Origin of the sequence: Pedococcus sp., assembly GCF_036554925.1 — a bacterium.
Taxonomy (GTDB): Bacteria; Actinomycetota; Actinomycetes; order Actinomycetales; family Dermatophilaceae; genus Pedococcus_A.
The window spans coordinates 18,103-41,051 of the sequence record NZ_DATBMI010000086.1 but is presented as its reverse complement, the minus strand read 5'-3'; the positions used below and the strand labels follow the sequence as shown (position 1 = coordinate 41,051).

General features: G+C 73.6%; 15 protein-coding genes and 1 pseudogene. 11 read left to right on the top strand and 5 right to left on the bottom strand.

What is annotated here, in order from left to right:
- A pseudogene (locus VIB11_RS07340) lies at positions 1-739 on the top strand (hypothetical protein); the annotation flags it as partial.
- Between the two features lie 8 nt (positions 740-747).
- Here VIB11_RS07340 and VIB11_RS07335 read toward each other — a convergent pair.
- On the bottom strand, positions 748-1,797 hold the full coding sequence (locus VIB11_RS07335; protein WP_332029836.1) for an NAD-dependent epimerase/dehydratase family protein: 1,050 nt from the start codon (positions 1,795-1,797) through the stop codon (positions 748-750).
- A 287-nt stretch (positions 1,798-2,084) separates the two neighbouring features.
- Between VIB11_RS07335 and VIB11_RS07330 the strand changes: the two genes are divergently transcribed.
- Entirely contained in the window at positions 2,085-2,990 is a 906-nt protein-coding gene (locus VIB11_RS07330; RefSeq protein WP_332029834.1) for a hypothetical protein, read from the top strand.
- Positions 2,991-3,046: 56 nt separating this feature from the next.
- Positions 3,047-4,501 carry a wax ester/triacylglycerol synthase domain-containing protein gene (locus VIB11_RS07325; protein ID WP_332029832.1) on the top strand — a complete coding sequence of 485 codons (1,455 nt, stop codon included), beginning with the start codon at positions 3,047-3,049 and terminating at the stop codon, positions 4,499-4,501.
- Between the two features lie 4 nt (positions 4,502-4,505).
- Here VIB11_RS07325 and VIB11_RS07320 read toward each other — a convergent pair whose 3' ends face one another.
- Genes VIB11_RS07320 through VIB11_RS07305 form a run of 4 tightly spaced genes read right to left on the bottom strand, consistent with a single transcriptional unit; the run spans position 4,506 to position 9,232 of the window.
- Positions 4,506-5,084, bottom strand: coding sequence for an ATP/GTP-binding protein (locus tag VIB11_RS07320; RefSeq protein WP_332029830.1), 579 nt, complete (start codon positions 5,082-5,084; stop codon positions 4,506-4,508).
- Complete coding sequence (locus VIB11_RS07315; protein WP_332029828.1) at positions 5,065-5,436, bottom strand: DUF742 domain-containing protein; 372 nt, start codon at positions 5,434-5,436, stop codon at positions 5,065-5,067. Before VIB11_RS07315 ends, VIB11_RS07320 begins: the two co-directional genes overlap by 20 nt.
- 3 nt (positions 5,437-5,439) lie before the next feature.
- Positions 5,440-5,841 (bottom strand): roadblock/LC7 domain-containing protein, encoded by a 402-nt coding sequence (locus VIB11_RS07310; RefSeq protein ID WP_332029826.1) that lies wholly within the window; start codon positions 5,839-5,841, stop codon positions 5,440-5,442.
- Between the two features lie 4 nt (positions 5,842-5,845).
- The gene (locus VIB11_RS07305) at positions 5,846-9,232 is read right to left on the bottom strand and encodes a sensor histidine kinase (RefSeq protein WP_332029824.1); all 3,387 of its coding nucleotides are present in this window, start codon (positions 9,230-9,232) and stop codon (positions 5,846-5,848) included.
- A gap of 470 nt (positions 9,233-9,702) precedes the next feature.
- On the opposite strand from VIB11_RS07305, the gene VIB11_RS07300 reads away from it, so the two are divergent.
- Genes VIB11_RS07300 through VIB11_RS07265 form a run of 8 tightly spaced genes read left to right on the top strand, consistent with a single transcriptional unit; the run spans position 9,703 to position 22,768 of the window.
- A complete protein-coding gene (locus VIB11_RS07300) occupies positions 9,703-10,683 on the top strand; it encodes an NAD-dependent epimerase/dehydratase family protein (RefSeq protein WP_332029823.1) in 981 nt (326 codons plus the stop codon).
- A gap of 1 nt (position 10,684) precedes the next feature.
- A complete protein-coding gene (locus VIB11_RS07295) occupies positions 10,685-11,938 on the top strand; it encodes a glycosyltransferase family protein (protein ID WP_332029821.1) in 1,254 nt (417 codons plus the stop codon).
- Positions 11,939-11,940: 2 nt separating this feature from the next.
- The gene (locus VIB11_RS07290; protein WP_332029819.1) at positions 11,941-13,284 is read left to right on the top strand and encodes an aminoglycoside phosphotransferase family protein; all 1,344 of its coding nucleotides are present in this window, start codon (positions 11,941-11,943) and stop codon (positions 13,282-13,284) included.
- Positions 13,281-15,449 (top strand): aminoglycoside phosphotransferase family protein, encoded by a 2,169-nt coding sequence (locus tag VIB11_RS07285; RefSeq protein ID WP_332029818.1) that lies wholly within the window; start codon positions 13,281-13,283, stop codon positions 15,447-15,449. Before VIB11_RS07290 ends, VIB11_RS07285 begins: the two co-directional genes overlap by 4 nt.
- A complete protein-coding gene (locus tag VIB11_RS07280) occupies positions 15,434-16,711 on the top strand; it encodes a glycosyltransferase (protein WP_332029816.1) in 1,278 nt (425 codons plus the stop codon). The genes VIB11_RS07285 and VIB11_RS07280 overlap by 16 nt, the downstream gene beginning before the upstream one ends.
- On the top strand, positions 16,708-17,970 hold the full coding sequence (locus tag VIB11_RS07275; protein WP_332029814.1) for an aminoglycoside phosphotransferase family protein: 1,263 nt from the start codon (positions 16,708-16,710) through the stop codon (positions 17,968-17,970). Before VIB11_RS07280 ends, VIB11_RS07275 begins: the two co-directional genes overlap by 4 nt.
- Complete coding sequence (locus VIB11_RS07270) at positions 17,967-21,308, top strand: ABC transporter transmembrane domain-containing protein (protein ID WP_332029812.1); 3,342 nt, start codon at positions 17,967-17,969, stop codon at positions 21,306-21,308. The genes VIB11_RS07275 and VIB11_RS07270 overlap by 4 nt, the downstream gene beginning before the upstream one ends.
- Positions 21,305-22,768 (top strand): phosphotransferase family protein, encoded by a 1,464-nt coding sequence (locus tag VIB11_RS07265; RefSeq protein WP_332029809.1) that lies wholly within the window; start codon positions 21,305-21,307, stop codon positions 22,766-22,768. Before VIB11_RS07270 ends, VIB11_RS07265 begins: the two co-directional genes overlap by 4 nt.
- Positions 22,769-22,949 lie beyond the last annotated feature (181 nt).

The window sequence follows — 22,949 nt, the reverse complement described above, 5'->3', positions numbered from 1 at the left end:
GGGCCCCGCGGCGTTGTGGCAGGGCGTCTCCGCCGACGCAGCCTTCGCCACAGTCGCGGCCTGGGGCGCCGCTGGCCTGGCCTTGGCTGTGACCGCCCGCGCCCTCCACGGGCAGGTGGGCTGGGCCGCCCTGTCGGGTCTGCTGCTGGCGGCCTGTGTCTTCCTGTCCTACGGCCTGGTGCTCCTCGCGCTGCTCGCTGGAGGCGTGCTGCTGGCCGCCCGCCGCTGGCGACCTCTGCCCGTCGTGGTCCCTGTGGGGCTGGCCGCGGGGTTGGGCGTCGTGGCGGTGTTCGCCGGGCTGGGCTTCGCGTGGTGGGAGGCCTTTCCGGTTCTGCGAGAGCGCTACTGGGCCGGGATCGCCAGTCAGCGCCCCGAGGCGTACTGGCTGTGGGGCAACATCGCTGCCCTGGTGCTGTGCGCCGGTCCAGCGGTCGCGGCCTCCGTGCCCGCCGCGCTCTCGGCGTACCGGCAGCCACGGCGACCCGCCGGCCTCGGGCGCCTGCTGCCACCAGCCGACGGAGGTGCCGTGCCCGTCCTCGTCACGTCGGCCGTGGCCATGGTCGTCGTCGCCGACCTCTCGCTGATGAGCAAGGCCGAGGTGGAGCGGATCTGGTTGCCGTTCGTGCCGTGGCTGGTCCTGGCAGTGGCCGCGCTCCCCCCTGGCTGGCGCCGCGGTGCGCTGGCGGCCCAGGCGGGGTCAGCGCTGGCCCTGCAGCACCTGCTCTGGACGCCCTGGTGACGCCCCCCTCACCCCCGAAGCGGGTCGGTCGCGAAGCGCGCGAGCCCCTCGTCCGGGTGTACCGAGGCGGAGAACCCCAGCTCGGCACGGGCCCGGGCCGGCGAGGCGACGACATGACGCACGTCGCCGGGGCGGTACTCGCCGGTCACGACGGGGCGCAGGCGTGGGGCCAGCCCGGCCGTGATGCGCTGGGCGACGCCGAGGAGGCTCACCGGCTCCCCCGAACAGATGTTGTATGCCGTGTGGCCGCCGCCCGGCGCGCGGTCACCCACCTCCTCGAGGGCCGCCACGTTCGCCGCGGCGACGTCGGACACGTGGATGAAGTCGCGCAGCTGGGCACCGTCCTCGAAGACCGACGGCGCCCGGCCGGCCTCGAGGGCCGATCGGAAGATGGCCGCCACACCCGCGTAGGACGTGTCACGGGGCATGCCCGGCCCGTAGACGTTGTGGTACCGCAGGGACACGGCCACGCTGCCCGACTGACGGGCCCAGGCTGCGGCGTAGTGCTCCTGGGCGACCTTGCTGGCGGCATAGGCGCTCCGTGGGTCGAGGGGGGCGTCCTCCTCGACCGCAAGCCACTGCAGAGGGCGGCTGCACCACGGGCAGTCGTGGTCGAACCGTCCCCGCGCGAGGGCGTCCGGGTCCCGGGGCCGCGCGGGTTGTGGTCCGTGCGTCGCGCAGGCGTACCGGCCCTCGCCGTACACCACCATGGACGAGGCCTGGACGAGCCGGCGCACGCCGGCAGCGTGCATCGCCGCCAGGAGGGAGGCCGTCCCGAGGTCGTTGTGCGCGGCATACAGCGGGAGGTCTGCGGGACTCACGCCGGCGCCGACCATGGCGGCCAGGTGGCACACCACGTCGACGCCTCGCAGCAGGTGGCCCCAGTCGGCGGCGTCGCGAACGTCCCTGACCACGATGCCGGGCGGGGTCGGTGCCCCGGCCCGGTGCGCGAGGGGCAGCAGCACGTCGACCCCCACGACCTCATGGCCCCGCCCGGCCAGCGACGCCGCAGTGACGGACCCGATGAAGCCGGCAGCGCCGGTCAGCAGCACCCTCATGCCGCGAGTCTGGCGCGGCCCGCGTCGACGAACCACCACTGGAGCACCTCCTGGGGGGCTCTGTCACGAATCGGTAAGACTCGTCGCATCTGCCTACTGCAAACCGCGGGTGGCCCCCGCATGGCTTCACCATTTCGGGCGAGGTACGTGCCGGGGCGGTGCTGCAGGGTGGTGGCTGGTGGGCTCGGGTTCAACGCCTGGGATCGGACGAGTCGGGAGGCACGATGATGCGACGGCGATGGGCGGTAGCAGCACTGTTGGCGGCACTGGTCGGCTCGGTGGTGAGCGTGGCGAGTGGGACCAGCGCGGTTGCGGTCAGCGACCCGGTGGTCATGGCTGCGGGCGACATCGCGTGTGCCCCGGGCAGCTCGCGCGGGCGCAAGTGCCGCGACGACCTGACAGCCGAGCTGCTCGCGGACGCCACCCACGTGGTCACGGTGGGCGACAACCAGTACAACTGCGGCCAGCTGAGCGCCTTCCAGAACGCCTACGACAAGACGTGGGGCCAGTGGTGGGACAAGACCTACCCCGTGGTCGGTGAGGACGACTACTCCGGTGGTGGCTGCTCGACACCCGGCGCGGAGGGCTTCTTCACGTACTTCGGCGAGAGGAACGGCCAGCCGGCACGCCACCAGCAGGGCTCCTGCACCAAGTCCTGCCAGGGTTGGTACAGCTACGACATCGGCGACAACTGGCACGTCGTCGCGCTCAACACCAACTGCACAGGCACCGGCGTGGGAGGGTGCAGCGCCTCCAGCCCGCAGGTGAAGTGGCTGAAGGCCGACCTGGCAGACAACAGCAAGAGCTGCGTGCTCGCCGTGATGCACCGGCCCTACTGGGCGAACGGCAACACCGTCAACAAGTACAAGGCCATCGTCGAGGCCCTCTACGCCGGTGACGTGGACGTGCTGCTCACGGGCAACAGCCACCTCTACGCGCGGTACGCGCAGCAGACCCCCAGCAGCAAGGTCGACACCCAGAACGGCATCCGCGCCTTCATCGTCGGCATGGGCGGCAAGAGCCACTCCAAGCTGGCGTCCCCGCGCCTGCCCAACTTCCAGGCCGGGAACGACACCGCGTTCGGCGTGCTGGCCCTGACGCTGCACCCCGACAGCTACGACTGGGAGTTCAAGCAGGCCTACCCGGTCACCTCCAACCCGTACACCGACACCGGCACGACCTCCTGCCACTGACGGACGCCACTGACGGACGCCACTGACCGGGCCACTGACCGGGCCACTCCGAGGCCATGACCGGCCACCGCCGACCCAGCTCCCCCGACCGGGGGGCTGGGTCGACGGCGGGCCGGCCGGAACGGGCCACGCCCGGCGACCTCGTGGTCCTCGTCAGCGACACCGGCCCGGCGCCGATGAACATCGGGGCGGTCCTGGTGCTCGACGACGCCGAAGGACTCGACCTCCCCACCCTGGCCGCCGTGCTCGGTCCGCGCGTCACGCGGGTACCCCGGCTGCGCCAGCGGCTCGTGCAGGCACCGCCCCTGTGCGGTCGCCCGGTCTGGCAGGACGACCCGGCCTTCACCCTCGCGGCACACCTGGAGCACGCAGACGTCTCAGACGCAGACCCGTCACACGCGGGTACCGAGGAGTCGGGAGGCCGCGACGCACTGCTCGGCCTGGCCGCAGACGCGTTCTGCCGCCACCTGCCCCGCGACCGGCCGCTGTGGTCGCTCCTGCTCGTGACCGGCCTGTCGGGACGACAGGCGGCCCTGGTGATCGTGCTCCACCACGTCGTCGCCGACGGCATCGGGGGCCTGGCCGTCCTCGCGGCCCTGGCCGACGCCCCGGCGACGGGCAGCCTGACAGACACCCGTGCGGCGGGCGGCGCGGCCGACACCCCTGCGCGGGAGGCATTCCCGCGCCCGCCAGCCACCCGGCGCGAGCTCGCGGCGGACGCCCTGCGCGGACGGCTGACGACAGCGCGCGGGCTGTGGCCCGCGCTGCGCAGGGCCCTGGGCGGGCTGCGTGAGCTGGGGGTGGGGGCAGGCCGTCCCGTCTTCGCCGGACGCACCTCACTGAACCGGCCGACCGGCGCGCGGCGTCGCCTGACGGCGGTCACCCTGGAACGCGGACGGCTCGTCGATGCGGCTCACCGGCGGGAGTGCACGGTCAACGACCTGCTGCTCGCAGCGGCCTCGGGCGCGATGGCCAGCACCCTCCGCCGGCGCGGCGACGACCTGCGCACCCTGATCGTCTCGGTGCCGGTGGCCGCTGCGCCGGGGGCCGGCGGCCCCGACGAGACCCGCACCGGAGCCGGCAACCGCACCGGGGTACGCCCCATCGCCATACCGATGGACCCGGACCCCCGGGCCCGGCTGCGGGCGGTCGCCGCGTGGTCACGGCAGTGGCAGGCCGCCGAGCGGGCCCAGTCGGCCGCACCCCTGTCGCTCGCCTTCCGCGGCCTCGGCCGGCTCGGGCTGCTCGGGCCGCTCCTCGCCCACCAGCGGCTCGTGCACACCTTCCTGTCCAACGTCCGAGGACCCGTCGAGCCCCTCACCCTGGCCGGGCTGCGGGTCGCCGAGGTGCTCCCGGTGTCCGTGTCGCCGGGCAACGTCGGCGTCGCCTTCGACGCGCTGTCCTACGCGGACCAGCTCGTCGTCACGGTCGTCGCCGACCCCGACCTGCTGCCAGAGCAGGAACAGCTGACCGAGGAGCTCCGTGCGGAGCTCCTCGGCCAGCTGGCGTGAGGTCCTAGACGGGCACCGCTGCGAGCTGCGTGAGCGCGAACTCGGTGATGCGGACGAGCGCGTGCTTGGCCGACTCCCGGTCGCGGGCGTCGACGTTCATCATCGGCACGGAGGCCGGGATGGCGAGGGCCTCGCGGATCTCCTCGAGCCCGAAGCGCTGGGCGTCCTCGAACTCGTTGATCGCCACGATGAAGGGCAGCCCCCGAGCCTCGAAGTAGTCGACGGCCGCGAAGCTGTCGTCGAGCCGGCGCGTGTCGACGAGGACCACCGCGCCGATCGCGCCCTTGACCAGGTCGTCCCACATGAACCAGAAGCGACGCTGCCCGGGGGTGCCGAACAGGTAGAGCACGAGGTCCTCGGCGAGGGTGATCCTGCCGAAGTCCATCGCCACCGTGGTGGAGGTCTTCGTCTGGACCTTGTCGATGTTGTCGACGCCCTCGGAGACGTCGGTGACGAGGGCTTCGGTGCGAAGGGGGTCGATCTCGGAGACGGCACCCACGAAGGTGGTCTTGCCGACTCCGAACCCGCCCGCCACGACGATTTTCGTCGAGGCGCTGTTGCGGTTAGAGGGCGCGTAGTCCACTGAGGGTCCTTTCGATGAGGTCACGGCGTTCGTCGGTGGTGGAGGATTCGGAGATGGTTGCCTGGGTCTTCAGGTGCCCTGCGGAGATCAGGTCCCCCAGGAGCACGCGGGTGACCCCGAGGGGCACGCTCAGCTTGGCGGACACCTCAGCGACGGACTGCGGGGTCTCGCAGAGCGCGATGATCTTGCTGGACATCTCCCCCGCAGGCCAGGTCGCCTTGCGGGCAGAAGGCTGGATCTGGACCGTGGCCTCGATGGGCAGCTCGACGTCGGCCTGGGTGCGGCCCTTGGTCAGGAAGTACGGCCTGACCAGGTTCGGGCCCTTCGGCGCGGTGGTTCCCTCGGCGTCCATCGACTACCCCGTCATGTGGGACCGGGCGCCGGCGTCGATGACCCGGCCAACCCGGTCGACGAGGACGGCCATCTCGTACCCGACCTGCCCGATGTCGGAGTCCGTGCCGGTCAGGGCCGCCAGGTGCGAGCCGTCACCGACACTCATGAGCAGCAGGTAGCCGAGCTCCATCTCGATCACCGACTGGAGCACTCCTCCGCCCTGGAAGAGACGGGCGGCCCCGGCAGCGAGGCTGGCCATGCCCGAGGCGACCGCGGCCATCTGCTCCGCGCGGTCCGGCGGCAGCTGCTCGCTGGAGGCCATCGGGAGGCCATCCGCCGACACGAGGATGGCGTGTGACACGCCTGGGGTCTCCGTGACGAACTTGGCGACAAGCCAGTCGAATTCGCCCTTGGGCTGCGTCATGGCGTCAGTGGACATCGGCTTCCTCTCGGTGGGTCCCGTTAAGGGCGTCGGCGCGAGCGGACCTCACGCCTCGGGTGTGGCTGTTCAGGTTGCGGCGGATCGTCTCGGGGTCACGGGCCGGGGCGGCGGTGGGCACGGGCTCGGACACGGTGTCCTCGATGGCGCCCGGGACGAGGTGGTCCCCCGGTCGACGGATGGGCAGGCCCGCGGTCGACTCCTCCAGCGGCTCGTCGGCCTCGAGGCGGGCGGCGGCGTTCCATCCCTCGTCGGCAGTGGTGGGCGACCAGGTCGGGTTCTCGCCCTGGGCTGCGCCCGCGGGGTCCGAGAGCCAGCGCGACATCATCGAGCGGAAGATCGGGGTCTCCTCGACCACCGTCGTCGCCGTGTCGGCCGTCGTCCCTGCCTCAGGGGAACCGACCGGGGCAGGGTCCGCGTCCGACTCGGGCTCGCGGGAGCGGCGAGCGCCGAGGTATGCCGTGGCGCCACTGCGCCCTGTCGCTGTCACCGGTGTGTGGACCGGCTCCGCCGGGGAGACGACCCCGGAGGCTCCCGGCGTGCGCACCGGCAGGCCAGAGGCCGAGGATGCGGTCGGCGAGATCCCCGAGGCGCCGGGCTGGCGGCGGGGCAGCCCGGCGGGCCCCTCCTCCACCAGCGCGTCCTGCGCGAGCTGCTGCTGGGTCACGTCACCACCTGTCTGCTCGGTGCCCCCACGGGCGGGCTCCGCCTCGGCGGCGGCGAACTCGACGCCATCGGCGGTCGCCGAGGCCTGCTCGAAGACTCCGGACGAACCCTCGGTTCCCTCCTCCGCCGAGGTGGCAGCCTCGGCCTCGGCCTTGGCGCGCACCGCGGCCAGCTTGGCCCGGTGGTCCAGCCACGCGGAGAGGTTCGCCGGCATGCGGTGCTCGGCCGGAGCCTCCTCGCTCGCCGGGGCCTCCTGGGGCCGGGTGACGGGTCCGCCCGTGTGCTCCGTGATCCGGGTGGCCATCGGCTTGCGGACCGGGAGCCCGAACCGGCGCCCGCCCTCCTTCGCCGGCGAGGGGGTCTCCTCGCCGGGCCCGGTCGGGGCAGCGGCCGCGCCCTGGGTGGGCGTGACGGGGTGCGCCGGGGCGCTGTCGGCATCCTTGGCCGCCGGGGCGTCCTTGGCCGCCGGGGCGTCCTTGGCCTCCGTGGCCGCCGGGGCGTCCTTGGTCTCCGGAACCGCCAGGCCCCCCGCGACGGGGGCGGCGTCCTGGGCCGGGGCACCGGCAGGGGCAGGTGCTGCCGCCCCGTCACGTGCCTGCGGGGTGCGGCGCACCGGCAGGGCTCCGCCGCCGGTGAGCTCGGTGATGCCGGTCGCCATCGGCTTGCGCACGGGCAGCCCGTTGACCGTCGGCGCACCGCCGCCCGCCGAAGCCGGCGAACCGTTCAGCGGCGTCCGTACGGTGTCCGCGACCGGCGCGGCTGCCGCGCCGTTGGGGGCAACCGGCACCTGCGGGGCCACGGCCGCCTGGGGCGCCTTGGCCGGCACGGGTGCGGCTCCCTTCGCCGCAGCCGGCTTCGCGGCGGCGGGACGGGCGGCCAGCAGGTGGGCGGGCAGGTGGAGCGAGACGGTGATGCCGTTCTTGTCCGCGTCGCCGTTGCGGCGCAGGCGCACCGAGATGCCATGGCGCTGCGCCAGGCTGCCCACCACGAACAGGCCCATCCGGCGCGCGGTGTCGGCGGTGATGTCGGTGCCGTCCGCGAGCCGCTCGTTCAGGGCGGCGAGCTCGTTCGGCGGCATACCGAGACCGGCGTCGCGCACCTCGACCAGCAGGCCGCCGTCGGGCGTGCGGGCGCCGTGGATCTTCACCCGGCTGCTCGGCGGAGAGTAGGCCAGGGCGTTGTCGACGACCTCGGCGATCATGTGGATGAGGTCGGAGCCGACGGACGCCAGGACCTGGTCGTCCGAGGTCTCGCCGATGTCGATCCGCTGGTAGTTCTCGACCTCGGACACGGCGGCCTGCACGGCGTCCGACACGGACACCGACCCCGAGAGCCCCCGACGGGTGGACGTGCCGGCGAGCACCAGCAGCGAGTCGCTGTTGCGGCGCATGCGGGCGGCCAGGTGGTCGAGGCGGAACAGGCTCTGCAGCCGCTGGGGGTCCTCCTCGTCGCGCTCGAGCCGCTCGATGAGGCTGAGCTGCTGGTCGATGAGCGACGTGCTGCGACGCGACAGCGTCTCGAACATGCTGCCGACCTGGACCCGGAGCCGGGCCTGCTCCCCGGCGAGGACGAGGGCCTGCTCGTGGAGGTCGTCGACCGCGCGGGCCAGCTGGCCCATCTCCTCGGTGGTGTGGATCGGGATCGGCTCGGCCTTCGGCGGCTCCTCACCGTCGCGGATCCGGCGGACGGCGTCCGGCAGCTTGTGCCGGGCCACGTCGAGGGCGCCCTGGCGCAGGACCTGGATCGGCGTGAGCAGCGAGCGGAGCAGTGCGAGAACGATGACCAGTGCGGCCAGCAGGGCGCCGGCGACCAGGGCGGAGCTGACGAACGCCTGGGCGCGGTGCTCGCTGGCACTGGTGCGCAGGGCGTTCTCGAGGTCGGAGAGCTGGCGGTCGAACAGGCCGGCGTACGCGACGTTGCTGCGCTGGTACCCGTCGCCCACCAGCTGGCGGGAGGCGTCGTCGAGGTTGCCGCCCTGCAGGAACAGGCCCCGCCGGTCGTTCTCGTTGATCAGCTGCCGGACGTAGCTGCCGCGCTCCCCGCTCGACTGGTCCTTGAGGCGGCTGACGAACGAGGCCTCGGCGCCGACCTGCTCGATGGCGGAGAGGCCACCGCTGGCGTCGTCGGTGTTGGCGAGGTTGAGCTGCTGGGCGGTCATCGCACGCTGGGCCGCGATCGCGTCCTGCATGGCGACGAGGGTCTGGACCGAGGAGACGTCGTTGAGACCGATCCCGCCGACGATGGTCGACACCAGGCTGGACGTGGTGGCGGACTTGTCCATGGCCACGGAGCCGGCACCCTGCTGGGCGGTGGCAACCCGGACGGCCTTGCCGAGGCCGAGGGCACTGGTGACCTGGCCCCGCACCTCCTCGGAGACGTCCGCGCCGTCGAGGGCCTTGGTCACCGCCGCAGCCGCCGCGTCGTAGGTCTTCGTGGCGTCCTGGAGCCCGTCGCCGCCGAGAGCCTTCGCTGCGGCGAGACGCTGCACCGCGAGGTTGTACTCGACCACCGGTCGCAGCAGGACGGTGAGGTCGGCCGCCCGCGCGAACTGCTGGGCCTGGTCGACGTCGCTCTTCACGCGCAGGCCGCCGAGGGCGAAGGCGAGCAGGACGGGGAAGATGAGTGCTGCTGCCAGTTTGCGCCGGAGCGGCCACTGGCCGAAGGACCAGCTCCGAGAGGCGCGGCTCGCCGCTGACTGCCCTGTGGTCACAGCGTCACCTTCCTAGTGGGGGAATCCTCAAGCGATCGGCAACATACGAGTGATCAGGGTGACAATCCGGGCACCTGAACCCACTTCACACGTTCGGCGGGGAGGAATCGGCCGAAAGGACTAACCCGGTCACATGCGCCCAGGACGGCCGGAGCGACACGCGGAAGCCGCCCCCGTGGCCTCCCCCTGCGGTCCGCCAAATGCACACTCACGCTCCCGCCGTTTGACGCATCCCGGGAGGGGTGCGCTTACGCCAGAAGCCCGATGACCCCCGGGCTTGCTTTTGGTTGCCTTAACGGGAGGTAAATGGCCGTCTGTTCTTCACCTGCTGGACAGATGGGACGGGGAGGAAACGTCATGAAGACCTGCTGTGTCATGCCCACTGCGAGCGCGGAGTCCGACGCCGACGCGCCCGGTCACCCATCGACCCCGGTCGCGTCCCCCGGGGGGACGCCATGAGGTGCGTTCTCGTGACCGGAGCCGCCGGCTTCATCGGCAGCCACCTCTGCGAGGCGCTTCTCGCGCAGGGCGTCCTCGTGCGCGGGCTCGACGCCTTCACGACGTTCTACGAGCCGGGACGCAAGCGGGCCAACATCGCCCATCTGGTCAAGGACCCCCACTTCGAGCTCGTCGAGGGCGACCTCCTCCATGCGCGCCTCGACGCGGCCCTCGACGGCGTGGACGCCGTCGCCCACCTGGCGGGTGAACCGGGAGTGTCCACCTCGTGGGGACCCTCGTTCGACCGCTACGTCGACCGCAACGTCATGGCGACCCATCGCCTCCTCGAGGCGGCCGTCGCGCAGGGTGTCGGTCGCCTCGTCTACGCCTCGAGCTCCTCGGTCTACGGTGGCGAGGCGGATGCCCTGCGGGCGGAGGGCGAGCCCCGCCCCTACAGCCCCTACGGCGTCAGCAAGCTCGCCGCGGAGGCGCTGGTCGGCGCCTACGCCCTCAGCCACGGCTTGAGCACCGTCTCGCTGCGGTACTTCTCGGTGTACGGCCCGCGGCAGCGCCCGGACATGGCCGCGCACCGCTTCATCGAGGCGCTGCTGGACGGGCGTCCCCTGGAGGTCTACGGGGACGGCAGCCAGGTGCGCGACTTCACGTACGTCGGGGACGTCGTCAACGCCACCGTGCTGGCGCTCTCCGCCGACCTTCCCCGGGCTGCCGTGCTCGACGTCGCCAGCGGCCGGCCCACCTCCGTCGGGACCCTGATCGGCCTCCTCAACGAGCTGGTCGGCGCCGGGCCCTCGGCGATCGTGCAGTGCGACGAGCGCCTGGGCGACGTGCCGCGCACGGAGGGCAACACCCGCACCGCGCACACCCACCTGTCGTGGTCCGCCGACACCTCACTGCGCACCGGGCTGCAGCGCCAGGTGGAGTGGCACACGGGACTGCGCAGCCGCCTCGCGTCGGACGACGACCTCGTGCTGATGCCGTCGGCGGGGAGCTGACATGCCGGCCACGCGTGCGGGGGCGCGTCTGCTGATCTACTCCCAGGACGGCCTGGGTCTGGGCCACCTGCGGCGCACGACCCTGCTCGCCGCGGAGTTCCTCGCGGCCGAGCCCGGCTCGAGCGTCCTCACCATCTGCGACTCGCCGGTCGGCCAGTTCTTCTCCACGGCCGCGGGGCACGAGCACCTCAAGCTGCCCTCGATCCGCAAGCGGGGTCCGGGCGACTGGCAGCCCGTCTCGCTCTCGATGCCGTTCACCGACGTCCTGGCCGTGCGCAAGGAGATCATCCGGGCTGCCGCCCAGAGCTTCCGGCCGGACGTGCTGCTCGTCGACCACATGCCGCACGGTGCGATGGGCGAGCTCGTGCCGGCGCTCGAGAGCCTGCAGCGGCGGCGGGTGCGCATGGTGCTCGGCCTGCGCGACATCCTCGACGCCCCGGCCACCATCCGACAGCGGTGGCACCTCGAGGGGGCGTTCGAGGCCGTGGAGCACCACTACGACGACGTGCTCGTCTACGGCTCGCGCGACGTCTTCGACGTCGCAGCCCACTACGGGTGGCCCGCGGCGATCAGCAGCCGCCTGAGGTACTGCGGGTACGTCTGCTCCTCGGCGCCCGTGACCTCGCGCAAGCGGCTGCGCCGCAAGCTCCTGCGCGACAACCCCGAGGCGTCCCTGGTCGTGGCCATGGCCGGCGGCGGCGCGGACGGGGAACGCCTCTTCCGGACGCTGGTCGAGGCCGTCCCGCAGCTGCACGCCGAGCACCCCTGCGTGGTGCTGGTCGTCACCGGCCCCTTCCTCCCCCCTGCGGAGCGAGCACGGCTGAGGGAGCTGGCCAGCGGGCTGCCGGTGGTCGTGCGGCGAAGCGTGCCGGACTCGCTCAACTACCTCAACGCCGCCGACCTGGTCGTGGCGATGGCGGGCTACAACACGACGGCCGAGATCCTCAGCCTGGGCCGGCGGGCGCTGCTGGTGCCCCGATCCGGCCCCAGCGCCGAGCAGAGGCTGCGGGCCAGCGGCTTCGCCGAGCGCGGATGGGTGAACTGGCTCTCCCCCGACGTCCTGGCCCCCGACGCCCTCGCCGAGGCGATGGTGCGGGCGCTGCGCGCGGCCCCCGTGCAGCCGGAGGAGCCCCCGGACCTCCGCGGACGCGAGCGCGCAGTGCAGCACCTGCTGGCCCGGGGTGCCGACGTCGTGCGGATCCCCTCCAGCGACGGCGAACGGGCCAGCGCCAACGGGTTGGTGAGCGAGGCCTAGCCGTGACGTCGGGAACGGTGCGCGTGACGCACCGCCACGACCCGCCGAGTGAGCCCCTCCGCGCGGTCCTGAGCGGGTCACTGGGCGTCGAGGCGGTGCGCGGTGTGGCCCTGGCCCCGTGGCGACACGGCCTGGAGGTGACGCCCACCAAGGGAGCGCGCAGCCCCGGCGAGGATCTGGAGCTGCTGCGGACCAAGTTCAAGCCCCACCGCAAGCTGACCGCGTACTACCGCCGCGGCCGGCCCGACGGCACCCCTGCCGAGCACCTGGCGGTCAGCTGGCAGGCGGGCGCCTCCGTGGCCGACGCACCCCGCGTCTCGGTCACCACCTCACCGGCGGACCCCGCGATGCCGCACCTCTCCCGGCTGACGAGCCCCTCCTATCTCGCAGCCCTCCTCGCCCGGCTGGACCCGGGCCGCGGCCTGGCGACCGCCCGGCTGCAGGTCTCCACCATCCGTTACCGGCCGGGCCAGCGGCACGTCCTGCGCGTCACCGACCCCGACCGGGGCCGCGGCTTCGTCGTGAAGACGGACCGCGACCACTCGGGTCCGCGAGCCATCAGCGCCGCGCGCAGCCTGCGCCCGATGCTCGCCTCGCACTGCCCCGGGGCAGACGTCGTCGAGCCGCTCGGCCACTCCGCACTGGAGTGGGCCGCCGTGTGGCGGCTCTCCGGCGGCAGCCCGCTCTCCCAGCTGCTGGCCGGGCGCGGTGACGCCACGGAAGGAGCCGCCACGGTGGGTGACGCCACGGCATACGTCTCGCTCGCCGGGCGGGCGGCCCGGGCGCTGCACGACCACGGCCGCTCCGCCCTCGACCTGACGGGGCTGGCGCTCCTGCCGGAGCAGGGCCTCGACGCCGAGGCTGCGTCCACGCTGCGGGCCGGCGACCACCTGCGGGTGCTGCTGCCGGCGCTCGGCCGGCAGTACGACGAGCTGGTGACGGCCGTGTCGCAGACCGTGGCCACGATGCCCGCAGCCACACCGACGTTGCTCCACGGCGACCTGAAGTCCGACAACCTCCTGGTCGAGGACGGCAGAGTGCGCCTCCTCGACCTCGACCGGGTGTGCGTGGGCGACCCCGCCGTCGACCTCGGCAAGTTCCTCGCCGACCTGCGCTGGTGGTCGGGTGACGACGCCCGCGCCGCCGAGCTCGCCGCCTCCTTCCGCGCCGGCTACGGCGCCGGAGCCGACCACCGCTGGGCCCGCGCGGGGCTGCTGGCGGCGCTGTTCGAGGCGAAGTTCGCGGCGCGCCGGTGCGCGGTGCACGACCCTGCGTGGGAGCAGCGCGTCCAGGACCAGGTGGAGCGTGCCTGGGCCAGCCTCGACTCCGACCGGCGGTCGGCATGACGCCCCCGCCGATCCTCGACCAGCGCGCCGCGACCCGGCTCGCCGGGCTCGACCCGGCCCTCTCGGCGCTCGGCGCGGCACTGCCGCACGACGCCGGCGCGCAGTCCTGGGTCCTGCACGACGCGCGGTGGACGCCCGGCCAGGGCGCGCGGCTCGCCTACCGGGTCCCGGCGCGACGCGGCTCCGCCACCTTCGTCGACATCAGCGTCACACCGACCGGCTGGACCCGCCACGACTACCGGGAGGACGAGCTGCTGCCGGGCCTCGCCACCGCCGCCCGGGCGGAGACCGTCGCCGCCCGGCTCGGCGCGGTGCTCGGCGAGCCGGTCCTGCACTGCTCGGTCGAGCCCGTCAGGTACCGCCCCGGGCTGCGGTGCGTGCTGCGCTACGACGTGCGTACCGCGACCCGGGGCCTGACGTGCTTCGCCAAGGTGCTCCGTCCCCACGAGTTCGACACCGTGGCCCCGCTCGTCGTGGCCCTCGCCGGGCTCCCGGGCGGCCGTGAGCTGGTGCCCACCCTCACGGCGGTCTGGCCGGAGGGCCAGACCATCGTGGTGGGAGCCGTGAACGGCCGGTCGGTGTCCTCTGTGCTGCGCGACCCCGGTGTCCCGGCGTCGGAGAAGACCTGGGTCGCCGCGCGGCTGGGGCAGCTGCTCGCGCGCTTCCACGCCCAGGACGGCATCGCGGCCCCCTCGTGGTCGGCGGCGGACCAGCTGGCCGCGATCGAGGAGTCCGTCGAGGCCGCACGGCGTGCGGACGGGGAGTTCGCGGCACGGCTGCGCCTGCTGACCGACCGGCTGCGGGACGGCGCGCCCGCCCGCGGGGTCGAGGTGCTGGCGCACGGAGCCTTCCGGGCCGGGCAGGTGGTGCTCGGCGCCGAAGGGCGCCTCGTGGTGCTGGATGTCGACGGCACCTGCCGGAGCGACCCCGCCCGCGACCTCGGCACGGCCCTGGCCCACCTGGTCTGGCAGGGCCGGTGCCAGCCTGCCCAGCAGGGCACCCTGACGGCGGCCGGCGCCGCCCTGCTCAACGCCTACGAGGCACAGGCCGGGCCCCTCGACGGCGAGACGCTCAGCTGGTGGCGCGCCGCCGGGCTGCTCCAGGTCGCGGTGCGGCGCTTCCGGCGGCTCGAGACCCGCGACTGGGGTCGCGTGCCTGCCCTCCTCGACGCCGCCGCCGAGCTCCTCACCGACCGGCGGCAGCCCCCGCGCAGCGCCGCGGTGGACCTCCTCGACGTCCGGCACATGTCCGGCGTCTTGGCCCGGGCCCTGGCGCCCACCACCCCTGGTCGCGCGGACGCCATCACCGTGGAGTCGGCCACCGAGCTCGCCAGCGCCTCCGGCCGTCGTGCGGTGGTGCGCTACCGGGTACGGGGCCTCGACGGCCCGACCCCCAGCCTGGTCGTGGGCAAGGTCTTCGTCGAGCCGCGACGGGCCGTGCTGCTGCACCAGCACCTGCTGCTGCTGTCGTCGGCACCGGTCGGCACCGCGCCCTCGGTGCCCGAGCCGCTCGCGCACGTCCCCGACCTGGGCCTGGTCGTCTACCGGCACCGTGAGGGCACACCGCTCAGCACGGTCACCGACCCCGTGCGGCTGCAGGCAGGTGTCCGCGGGGCGGCCCGGTGGCTGGCGTGCCTGCACTCGTGCGAGGTCGAGCTCCCCCGCAGCCTCAGCCTGGACACCGAGGTCGCCAGCACCCGGGCCTGGGCCGCCCTCATCGGCCGGCTGCACCCCGACCTCGCCGAGCCCGCCCAGCGCCTCGCCGACGGGTGGTCGGCGGGGGCCGTCGCGAATGGCCGCGCGGTGCCCCTGCACAAGGACTTCCACCCCGGCCACGTCCTGGTCGGCGACGGCCTGCACGTGATCGACCTGGACGAGGCGCGCCAAGGTGACCCGGCCTTCGACCTCGGTCACTTCAGCGCGTATGCCGCGCTCCTGGACCGCGGGAGGCCGGCGGTGCTCGCGTCGGCGTTCCTCGAGGAGTACGCCGCGGCCACCGGGTGGGTGGACCGAGGGTCCCTGGCGTCGTTCCGGGCGTACGCGTGGCTCAAGATCGCGCGGCAGTGGGCTTCGGGGGCGGCACCGTTCCGGGCAGCGACCGCGGCACGGCGCCGCGCGGGGGTCGAACAGGCACTGGCAGGGGGACTGAGATGTCTGAGCAGGTGATCTACGTCGTACGCAGCTGGCCTCGGCTGTCCCAGACGTTCATCGTCAATGAGGTGCTGGCGCTCGAGCAGCAGGGCGTCGAACTGGCGATCTTCAGCCTCGCGCGGTCCGGCGAGACGCTGGTGCAGCCACAGGTCGCCCGGGTGCACGCGCCGGTGGTCTACCTGGAGGACCGCGCCCGGCTCCGCGGGCGGGCTCGCCTGTGGCCGTACCTCGAGGTGCTGGCCGACTCCCCCACCCGGTTCGTGAGGACCGCGCTGTTCGCGCTGCGCCACCGCGGGCTGGCCGACGGGTACGGCGAGTGCACCACCCGCGAGTGCTTCGCGCAGGCCGTCCTGATCGCCCGTGCGGTGACGCGGCGGAGGGCCTCCGGCGACCGGGTCGCGCACCTCCACGCCCACTTCGCGCACGACCCCGCACTGGTGGGCCTCTTCGCGTCCCGGCTCGCGGGGCTGACGTTCAGCTTCACCGCCCACGCACGCGACCTGCTGCAGATCCCTCCATCGAGCCTGGCTGCGCGAGCCGCCGGTGCGGTCGCCGTGGTGACCTGCTGCGAGGCCAACGCCGGCTACATCAGCTCGGCCGTGCCTGCAGCCGACCGGCCACCGGTCAGCGTGGTCCACCACGGCGTGGACCTGCGCCGTTTCGCCCCGGTGGAGCGCCGCTCCACGGGCGACGACCGCGCCCCGGCGATCACGTCCATCGGCCGGCTGGTGGAGAAGAAGGGGTTCGACGACCTGCTCCGGGCGCTGGCGCTGCTGGCCACCGGCGGCCTGCGCTTCACGTGCCGGATCTACGGCGACGGCCCGCTGCTGGAGCCCCTGACGCGGCTGCGCGACGAGCTCGACCTGGCCCCGTGTGTCGAGTTCATGGGGGCCCGGGACAGCGACGAGGTGGTGGCGGCGCTGGCCCACACCGACGTCTTCGCGCTCACGCCCAGGGTCACCGAGGACGGCGACCGGGACGGCATCCCGAACGTGCTGGTCGAGGCGATGGCGTCGGCCGTCCCCGTGGTCACCACGTCCGTCGGGGGCGTGCCGGAGCTGGTGCAGGACGGTGTCAACGGCGCCATGGTGCCCCCCGGCGACCCCTCCCTGATCGCCCAGGGCCTGGCCACCCTCCTCGCCGACCCCGACCTGAGGGCACGGATGGGAACCTCAGCCCGGGCCACGGTGGAGGACGACTACGACGTCAACGCCGCCGCGCTGCGACTCGCCGGCATCTTCGGGACCCGAACCGCAGCGGTGGGGGTGGCCCCATGAGGACGGCGCCACGGCAGACCGACGCCGACCGCTTCACCGAGGCCCTGAGCCCGCGGCTCATGGGTCCCCGGCTGGCGGCGGCGCTCGGCGCCGATGGGCCGACCCATGTGCTCGACGCGAAGTTCGAGCCCGGGCTGCGGGCCGAGCTGCTCTACGAGCACGCAGGGCAGCTCGTCCGTGGTGACCTGCTCTCCCCGGACGTGCTGCCCCCCGGCGGCGCCGGCGTCGTCGAGCCGGGGGTGGTGCTCTCCCCCTTCCCGCACGACCCCGACCTCCCCGGGCTGCCGACGGTGATGGACCCGGCGGCTCTGGCGGACGCGCTGGCCGGTGCCCTCCCCCTGACCGCGACGGGCCGACCGGCGCCCCGCTGCCGGGTCCGGTTGCTGCGCTACCGGCCCGGGAAGAGGGCGACGGTGCTGGTCACGATCGGGGGCGCACGCTACGTCGCCAAGGTGTACCACCAGGAGCGCAAGGCGGCGGCGGTCGCCGAGGAGGCACCCCGCCTGCTCGGTGCGGCACCACGCCACGGCGAGCTGGCGTTCGCCCCGGTGGCCGGGGTGGTTCCCGGGCTGCGCGTCGTCGTGCAGGACGTGGTGGCGGGCGCTCCCCTCGACTCCCTGATCGGCTGCCGGGGCACGACCGCGGCGGGACTGGCCAGGGGCGTGCAGCGAGCCGCGCAGGCCCTGGCCGAGCTCCACTCCCTGCCGCTGGTGTCCGGGCGAGCGCGACCCGTCGACGCCGAGCTGCACCGGTTCACGCTGCGGGCCGACCGCATCGCCACCGTGGACCCCGTCGTGGGCCGGGCCGCCATGCGGCTGGCGCACCGGCTCATGCGCGTCCACGACCGCCTCCCCGCCCAACGGACCGGCACCGTGCACGGCGACTGCAAGCCCAGCCAGTTCCTGCTCTCCGCCGACCGCGTCCACCTGCTCGACCTCGACCACTGCGGCACCTCGGACCAGGCCGGCGACGTCGGGACGTTCCTGGCGACCCTGCGCCAGCTCGAGCTCCGCCACGGCCTCGCCGGCCGGTTCCCCTCCGGCGCAACGGCGTTCGCGGACGCCGCCGAGCTGTTCCTGTTCGCCTACCTGCGCAGTGCCGGGCCGGGCCACGACCTCGCGCGGATCCGCTGGCAGGAGGCCGTCGCCCTGGAGCGCAAGTCCCTGCGCGCCTTTGCGCGGGCGCCACGGTCCCCCTTGGCGGGGGCCCTCATCAGCGAGGCAGAGCGGTGCCTCGACAACCTCAGGGAGGCAGCGTGACCACGCCACGCGGACAGCATCGGCGGCACCGGACCCCGCCCGGGGACCTGCGACGAACCGTCCAGCTCTTCCGGCGGTTCAGGGGGGACCGCAAGGTGTACGTCCTCGGTGTGCTGTTCCTGCTCATCGAGGCGGTGAGCGCGGTCTTCGAGGCCTACCCCATCGCCGTGCTCATCGACTTCCTCCAGGGTGCCCACCCCGGCGTACGCGATCTCGGGTTCCCCTCCCTCCTGGACTCCGAGCGCATCGAGACCATCCTCGTGCTCACGACCGCGATCATCCTCATCGCCGCGGTCAACAGCGCGGCGGACTCCTTCACCGAGGTCTGCATGGCCCGTGGCGGACGGTCGCTGGGCTACAGCATCCGGGTCGCGATGTACTCCCACCTGCAGCGGCTGCCCCTGGGCTACCACGACAAGAAGCGGACCGGCGACGTCCTGACCCGGGTCACCGGCGACGTGCTGGTGGTCGAGGACTTCGTCGTGAAGTCCGTCAGCAACATCCTGGGCAGCCTCATGGTGCTGGTCGGCAGCTTCGTGTTCCTGCTGTTCAAGTCCTGGAGTGTGGCGCTGGTGGCGATCATCGTCGTCCCGGTGCTCTCCGTGGTGTCGAACCACTTCTCGCGGCGCATCAAGACGGCGTCGAAGACGCAGCGTGACCGTGAGGGCGACCTCGCCTCGACGGCACAGGAGATGCTCGCCTCGATCCGGCTCGTGCAGAGCTACGGGCGCGGCACCGTCGACCTCGAGAAGTTCTCCGACCAGACCGGCAAGAGCATGTTCGCCTCCCTGCGGGCCGCGAACATCCAGGCGCAGTTCAGCTTCGTCATCGCGATCGTCGAGGCGCTCTCCATCGCCGCGGTGATCTGGCTCGGTGTGTGGCTCGTCGACCACGGCACGATCACGGTCGGCACGCTGGTCCTGTTCGTGCTGCTGCTGCAGAACATGTTCAAGCCGGCGCGCAAGATCGTCAGCGAGTGGTACAAGATCGGCAAGGTCTTCGCGAGCGTGGAGCGCATCGACGACCTCCTCGACCGCGAGGTGGTCGTCCAGGACCTCCCGGGGGCGCTGCCGGCCCCGCCCCTCAAGGGCCGCCTGACCTTCCAGCACGTCAGCTTCACCTACCCGGCCGAGCACGAGGACGGCACCCGGCAGGAGCAGCGGCCGGCTGCGCTGCGGGACATCGACTTCGACGTGGCACCCGGAGAGGTCGTGGCGCTGGTCGGCTTCAGCGGCGCGGGCAAGAGCACCATCGCCCAGCTGGTGCCGCGGCTCTACGACCCGGACCAGGGCACCGTCCTCGTGGACGGGCTCGACCTGCGCAGCCTCACGCTCGCGTCGCTCCGGCGCCAGATCAGCCTGGTGCTCCAGGAGACCGTGCTGCTCAGTGGGAGCGTGGCGGAGAACATCGGCTACGGCGTGGAGGACCCCACCCGGGAGCAGATCGAGGCGGCCGCGCGGATGGCCAACGCCCACGACTTCATCATGGACCTCCCCGACGGCTACGAGACCGCGCTCGGGGAGCGCGGGTCCACCCTCTCCGGGGGCCAGCGCCAGCGCCTGGCCATCGCCCGCGCCTTCATCCGCCGAGCGCCGATCCTCATCCTGGACGAGCCGACGACGGGGCTCGACGCCGAGTCCGCCGCGACGGTCGTCAACGCCCTGAGGGACCTGATGCGCGGGACGACCACGGTGGTCATCTCCCACGACCCCGGGCTGGTCAAGAGCGCCGACCGGGTGATGGTCGTGGCGGGTGGGCAGATCGTGGAGTCCGGCACGCACGACGACCTCGTGGCAGCGGGCGGGGCGTATGCCGCGCTCTACCAGACCGACCTCGCCGCCGGTGCCGCGGCACGCGCCACCGCCGCCGACGTGGCCGACGAGCGCCCCTCCCTCACCGCGGCCCCGCCGACGGCGGCACACGCCGACGTGCCGGGGGGCCTCGGCCTCGCCGAGCGCCTGGCGGACCGACTCCCCGGACTCGCGTCAGTCCTGGACGACACGCAGGCTCGCGACCACGTGGGCCACCTGCTTCCCGCCGACGGCCCGGCCGTGGAGAGCGCCCGCGCCGGGACGTTCTGGCTGCGCGCCGACGGCTCGTGCAGCCTGCGCTACCGGGTGCACGTCGAGGACGACCCTGCTGAGCGCATCGTCCTCGGCCGCCTGTTCGAGAACGACGACTCCGCACAGCGGTACCTGGCCGAGCGCGTGGGCCGGGCGGAGGCGGCACGCCCGCGGCACACCGGCCCCTGGTCCACGACCAGCGCGGTGGTGCCGGGCGCGGCGCTGGCCCTGCACTCGTTCCCCATCGACCCAGACCTGCCGACGCTCGAGCGCGCCATGAACCCTGCCACGGTGTCGCTGCTGGCGTGCTCACCACGCACCGGGGTCCCGCCGGTCGTCGAGGTCGTGCACCACCCCCGGGAGGGTGCCTGCGTCCTCCGGTACACGTTCCCCGAGCCCGCGCAGGACGCATCGGCCGGGCCCGCGAAGATGTTCTACGCCAAGGTCTACCCCGACTCCGGTGGAGACGTCGTCGAGGTGTTCCTGGAGGCCCTCGCCGCGCAGCAGGCCGGCCTCGAGGACGGGGTGGCGCCGTGGTTCCCCCGGCCGGTCCTCTACGCGCCGTCGCTGCGGCTGCTCGTCACCCAGGCCCTGCCCGGCCGGCCGCTGATCCCCGATCTGCTGCGGACGGTCCTCCAGGCACCGCCCGACCGGGTGCTGGAGGACGAGCGGGCTGCGCTCCGCGAGGCCGTCCGTGCCGCGGGCATGGCTCTCGCCTCACTGCACGGCAGCGACCTGGCCACCGCCCCGGTGCGCTCGCTGGTCAAGGAGCAGGCGACCCTGCGCCGCGAGCTCGCCCTGGTCGGGTCCTACTGGCCCGAGGTGGCCCTCACCGTCGGGAGTGCGGTCGACGGGGCGCTGGCCGCGGCCCCCACGGCGCCGGACCTGGTCCTGTCACACGGGGACTTCACCCCGTCGCAGGTGCTCCTCGACGCCGGCGGAACCGCGGTCGTCGACCTCGACACCCTGTGCTGGGCCGACCCGGCCCTGGACCTCGGCCGCTTCCTGGCCCACCTGGAGCTGCTGGCGGTCAAGCAGGGTGGCGCGGCGGCCACGCCGGTGGTCCACGACCTCTCCCGAGCGTTCCTCGACGGCTATGGCGACGCCAGCCCCCGGACCGCCGCCGCGGCCGAGGCCACCGAGCGGGTGGCGCTCTACCGCGGCACGACGCTCGCCCGTACCGCGCTGCGCGCCTGCCGCCAGCTCAAGGAGTACCGCGTCGGCCTGGCGCTGTCCCTGCTCGACTCGATCACCACCCGGAGGGTTGACCTATGACACTCATCTCGGACACCGACCCCGTCGTCGCCTCGCTGGACCCCTTTGCAGAGCTGCCGCGCTGGCTCGCCGAGCCGATGGACGGTGCCCGGGTGGGCGCCAGCCTCACCCAGCAGGTGCCGGAGCTCGCCGACGGCCGGCTGGAGCTCCTGTCCTGCCGACCGGAACGCCTGCGCGCCAAGGAGTCCGAGTGGCTGGCGCGCTACCGGCTGAGCGTGCGGGGTCCGGATGGGGAGCCCCGCGACGTGGTCCTGGTCGGGACCCTCTGGGCTCCCACGCAGGACCACCCGGGCCCGGACGCGAGCAGCTCGGCCGGCGCGGCGTTCGGCGAGGAGGGGTGGTCGGGCTGGCTGCCCGACCTGCGCCTCGAGCTGCAGCACGAGGTGAGCGACGAGGCCCTCCCCGCCCTGCCGATGCTCACCGAGCCGGGTGCCGCGGCCGAGCTGCTGCAGCCGGTTCTGCGCGCGGCAGGCTACGACCGGGCCAGCATTGCCACCTGTGACCCGGTGGTGGTCCGCTACAAGCCGGGCAGCCGGTGCACGGTGGTCGTCGGGGTCACCTACGCCCAGCCCAGCACTCCCCCGCCGCCTCGCACGGTGGTCCTCAAGACGCACCAGGGCGACAAGGGGCAGACCGCCTGGGAGGCGATGACCGCCCTCTGGGAGACCCCGTCCTGGCGCGGGGTCCTGGACCTGGCCGAGCCGCTGGCCTTCCTCCCCGAGGAGCGCATCCTCGTGCAGGGCCCGATCCGGGAGGAGCTCACGCTCAAGGAGCTCGCCCGCCAGGCCTTCGCCGACGGCGGCCCCGAGGCGATGGACGCCCTCCGGGGGGCACTGTCGGACACCGGTCGGGCCCTGGCGACCCTGCACCAGACGGGCGCGGTGTACGGCCGGACGGCGACGTTCGAGGACGAGCTCGTCGAGGTGCGCGACGTCATCGACCGGCTGGGCCTGACCGTGCCACAGCTCCAGGGCGCCGCCGCTCCGCTGCTGCAGCGGCTGGAGGAGCTGGCGGCGGAGCACCCTGCCGACCCGATCGTCCCGGCACACCACGACTTCCGGCCCGCACAGGTGCTGCTGCACCCCGACGGGCTGGGCTTCATCGACTTCGACGGCGCCTCGATGGCCGAGCCCGCCCTGGACCTCGGCAGGTTCCGGGCCAAGCTGCGCGACATCGGGATCAGCTCCCTCCTCTACACCGGGCAGCCGTTGGTCGGTGAGCCACTGGCGGAGAACCTCGCGCTCCTCGACGACCTGTGCGAGCAGTTCCTCGCGTCGTACCTCGAGCACGCGACGGTGTCGCGCCAGCGCGTCCTGATGTGGGAGACGTGCGACCTGGTCACGGGCATGCTGCACGCGTGGACGAAGGTGCGGCTGGTCCGGCTGGAGCCGCGGCTGGCCATCCTGCGGCACCAGCTGCAGGCGAGCGGCCTGACGGGCTCAGCCGGGCGAGCGGCCTGACGGGCTGGGCTGGGCGAGCGGCGTGACGGGCTGGGCTGGGCTGGCCGGGTGTGCTGGTGGTGCGCAGCCCGCCGTGGCGGCCTCCGGCCCGTGGAGATGCGGAGCAGGCCGGGCAGGGGCATGGTGGTCCCACATCACCGTCGCGGCAGCCCGCAGCGCCTGACCGGCCCCGGGCGCGCCC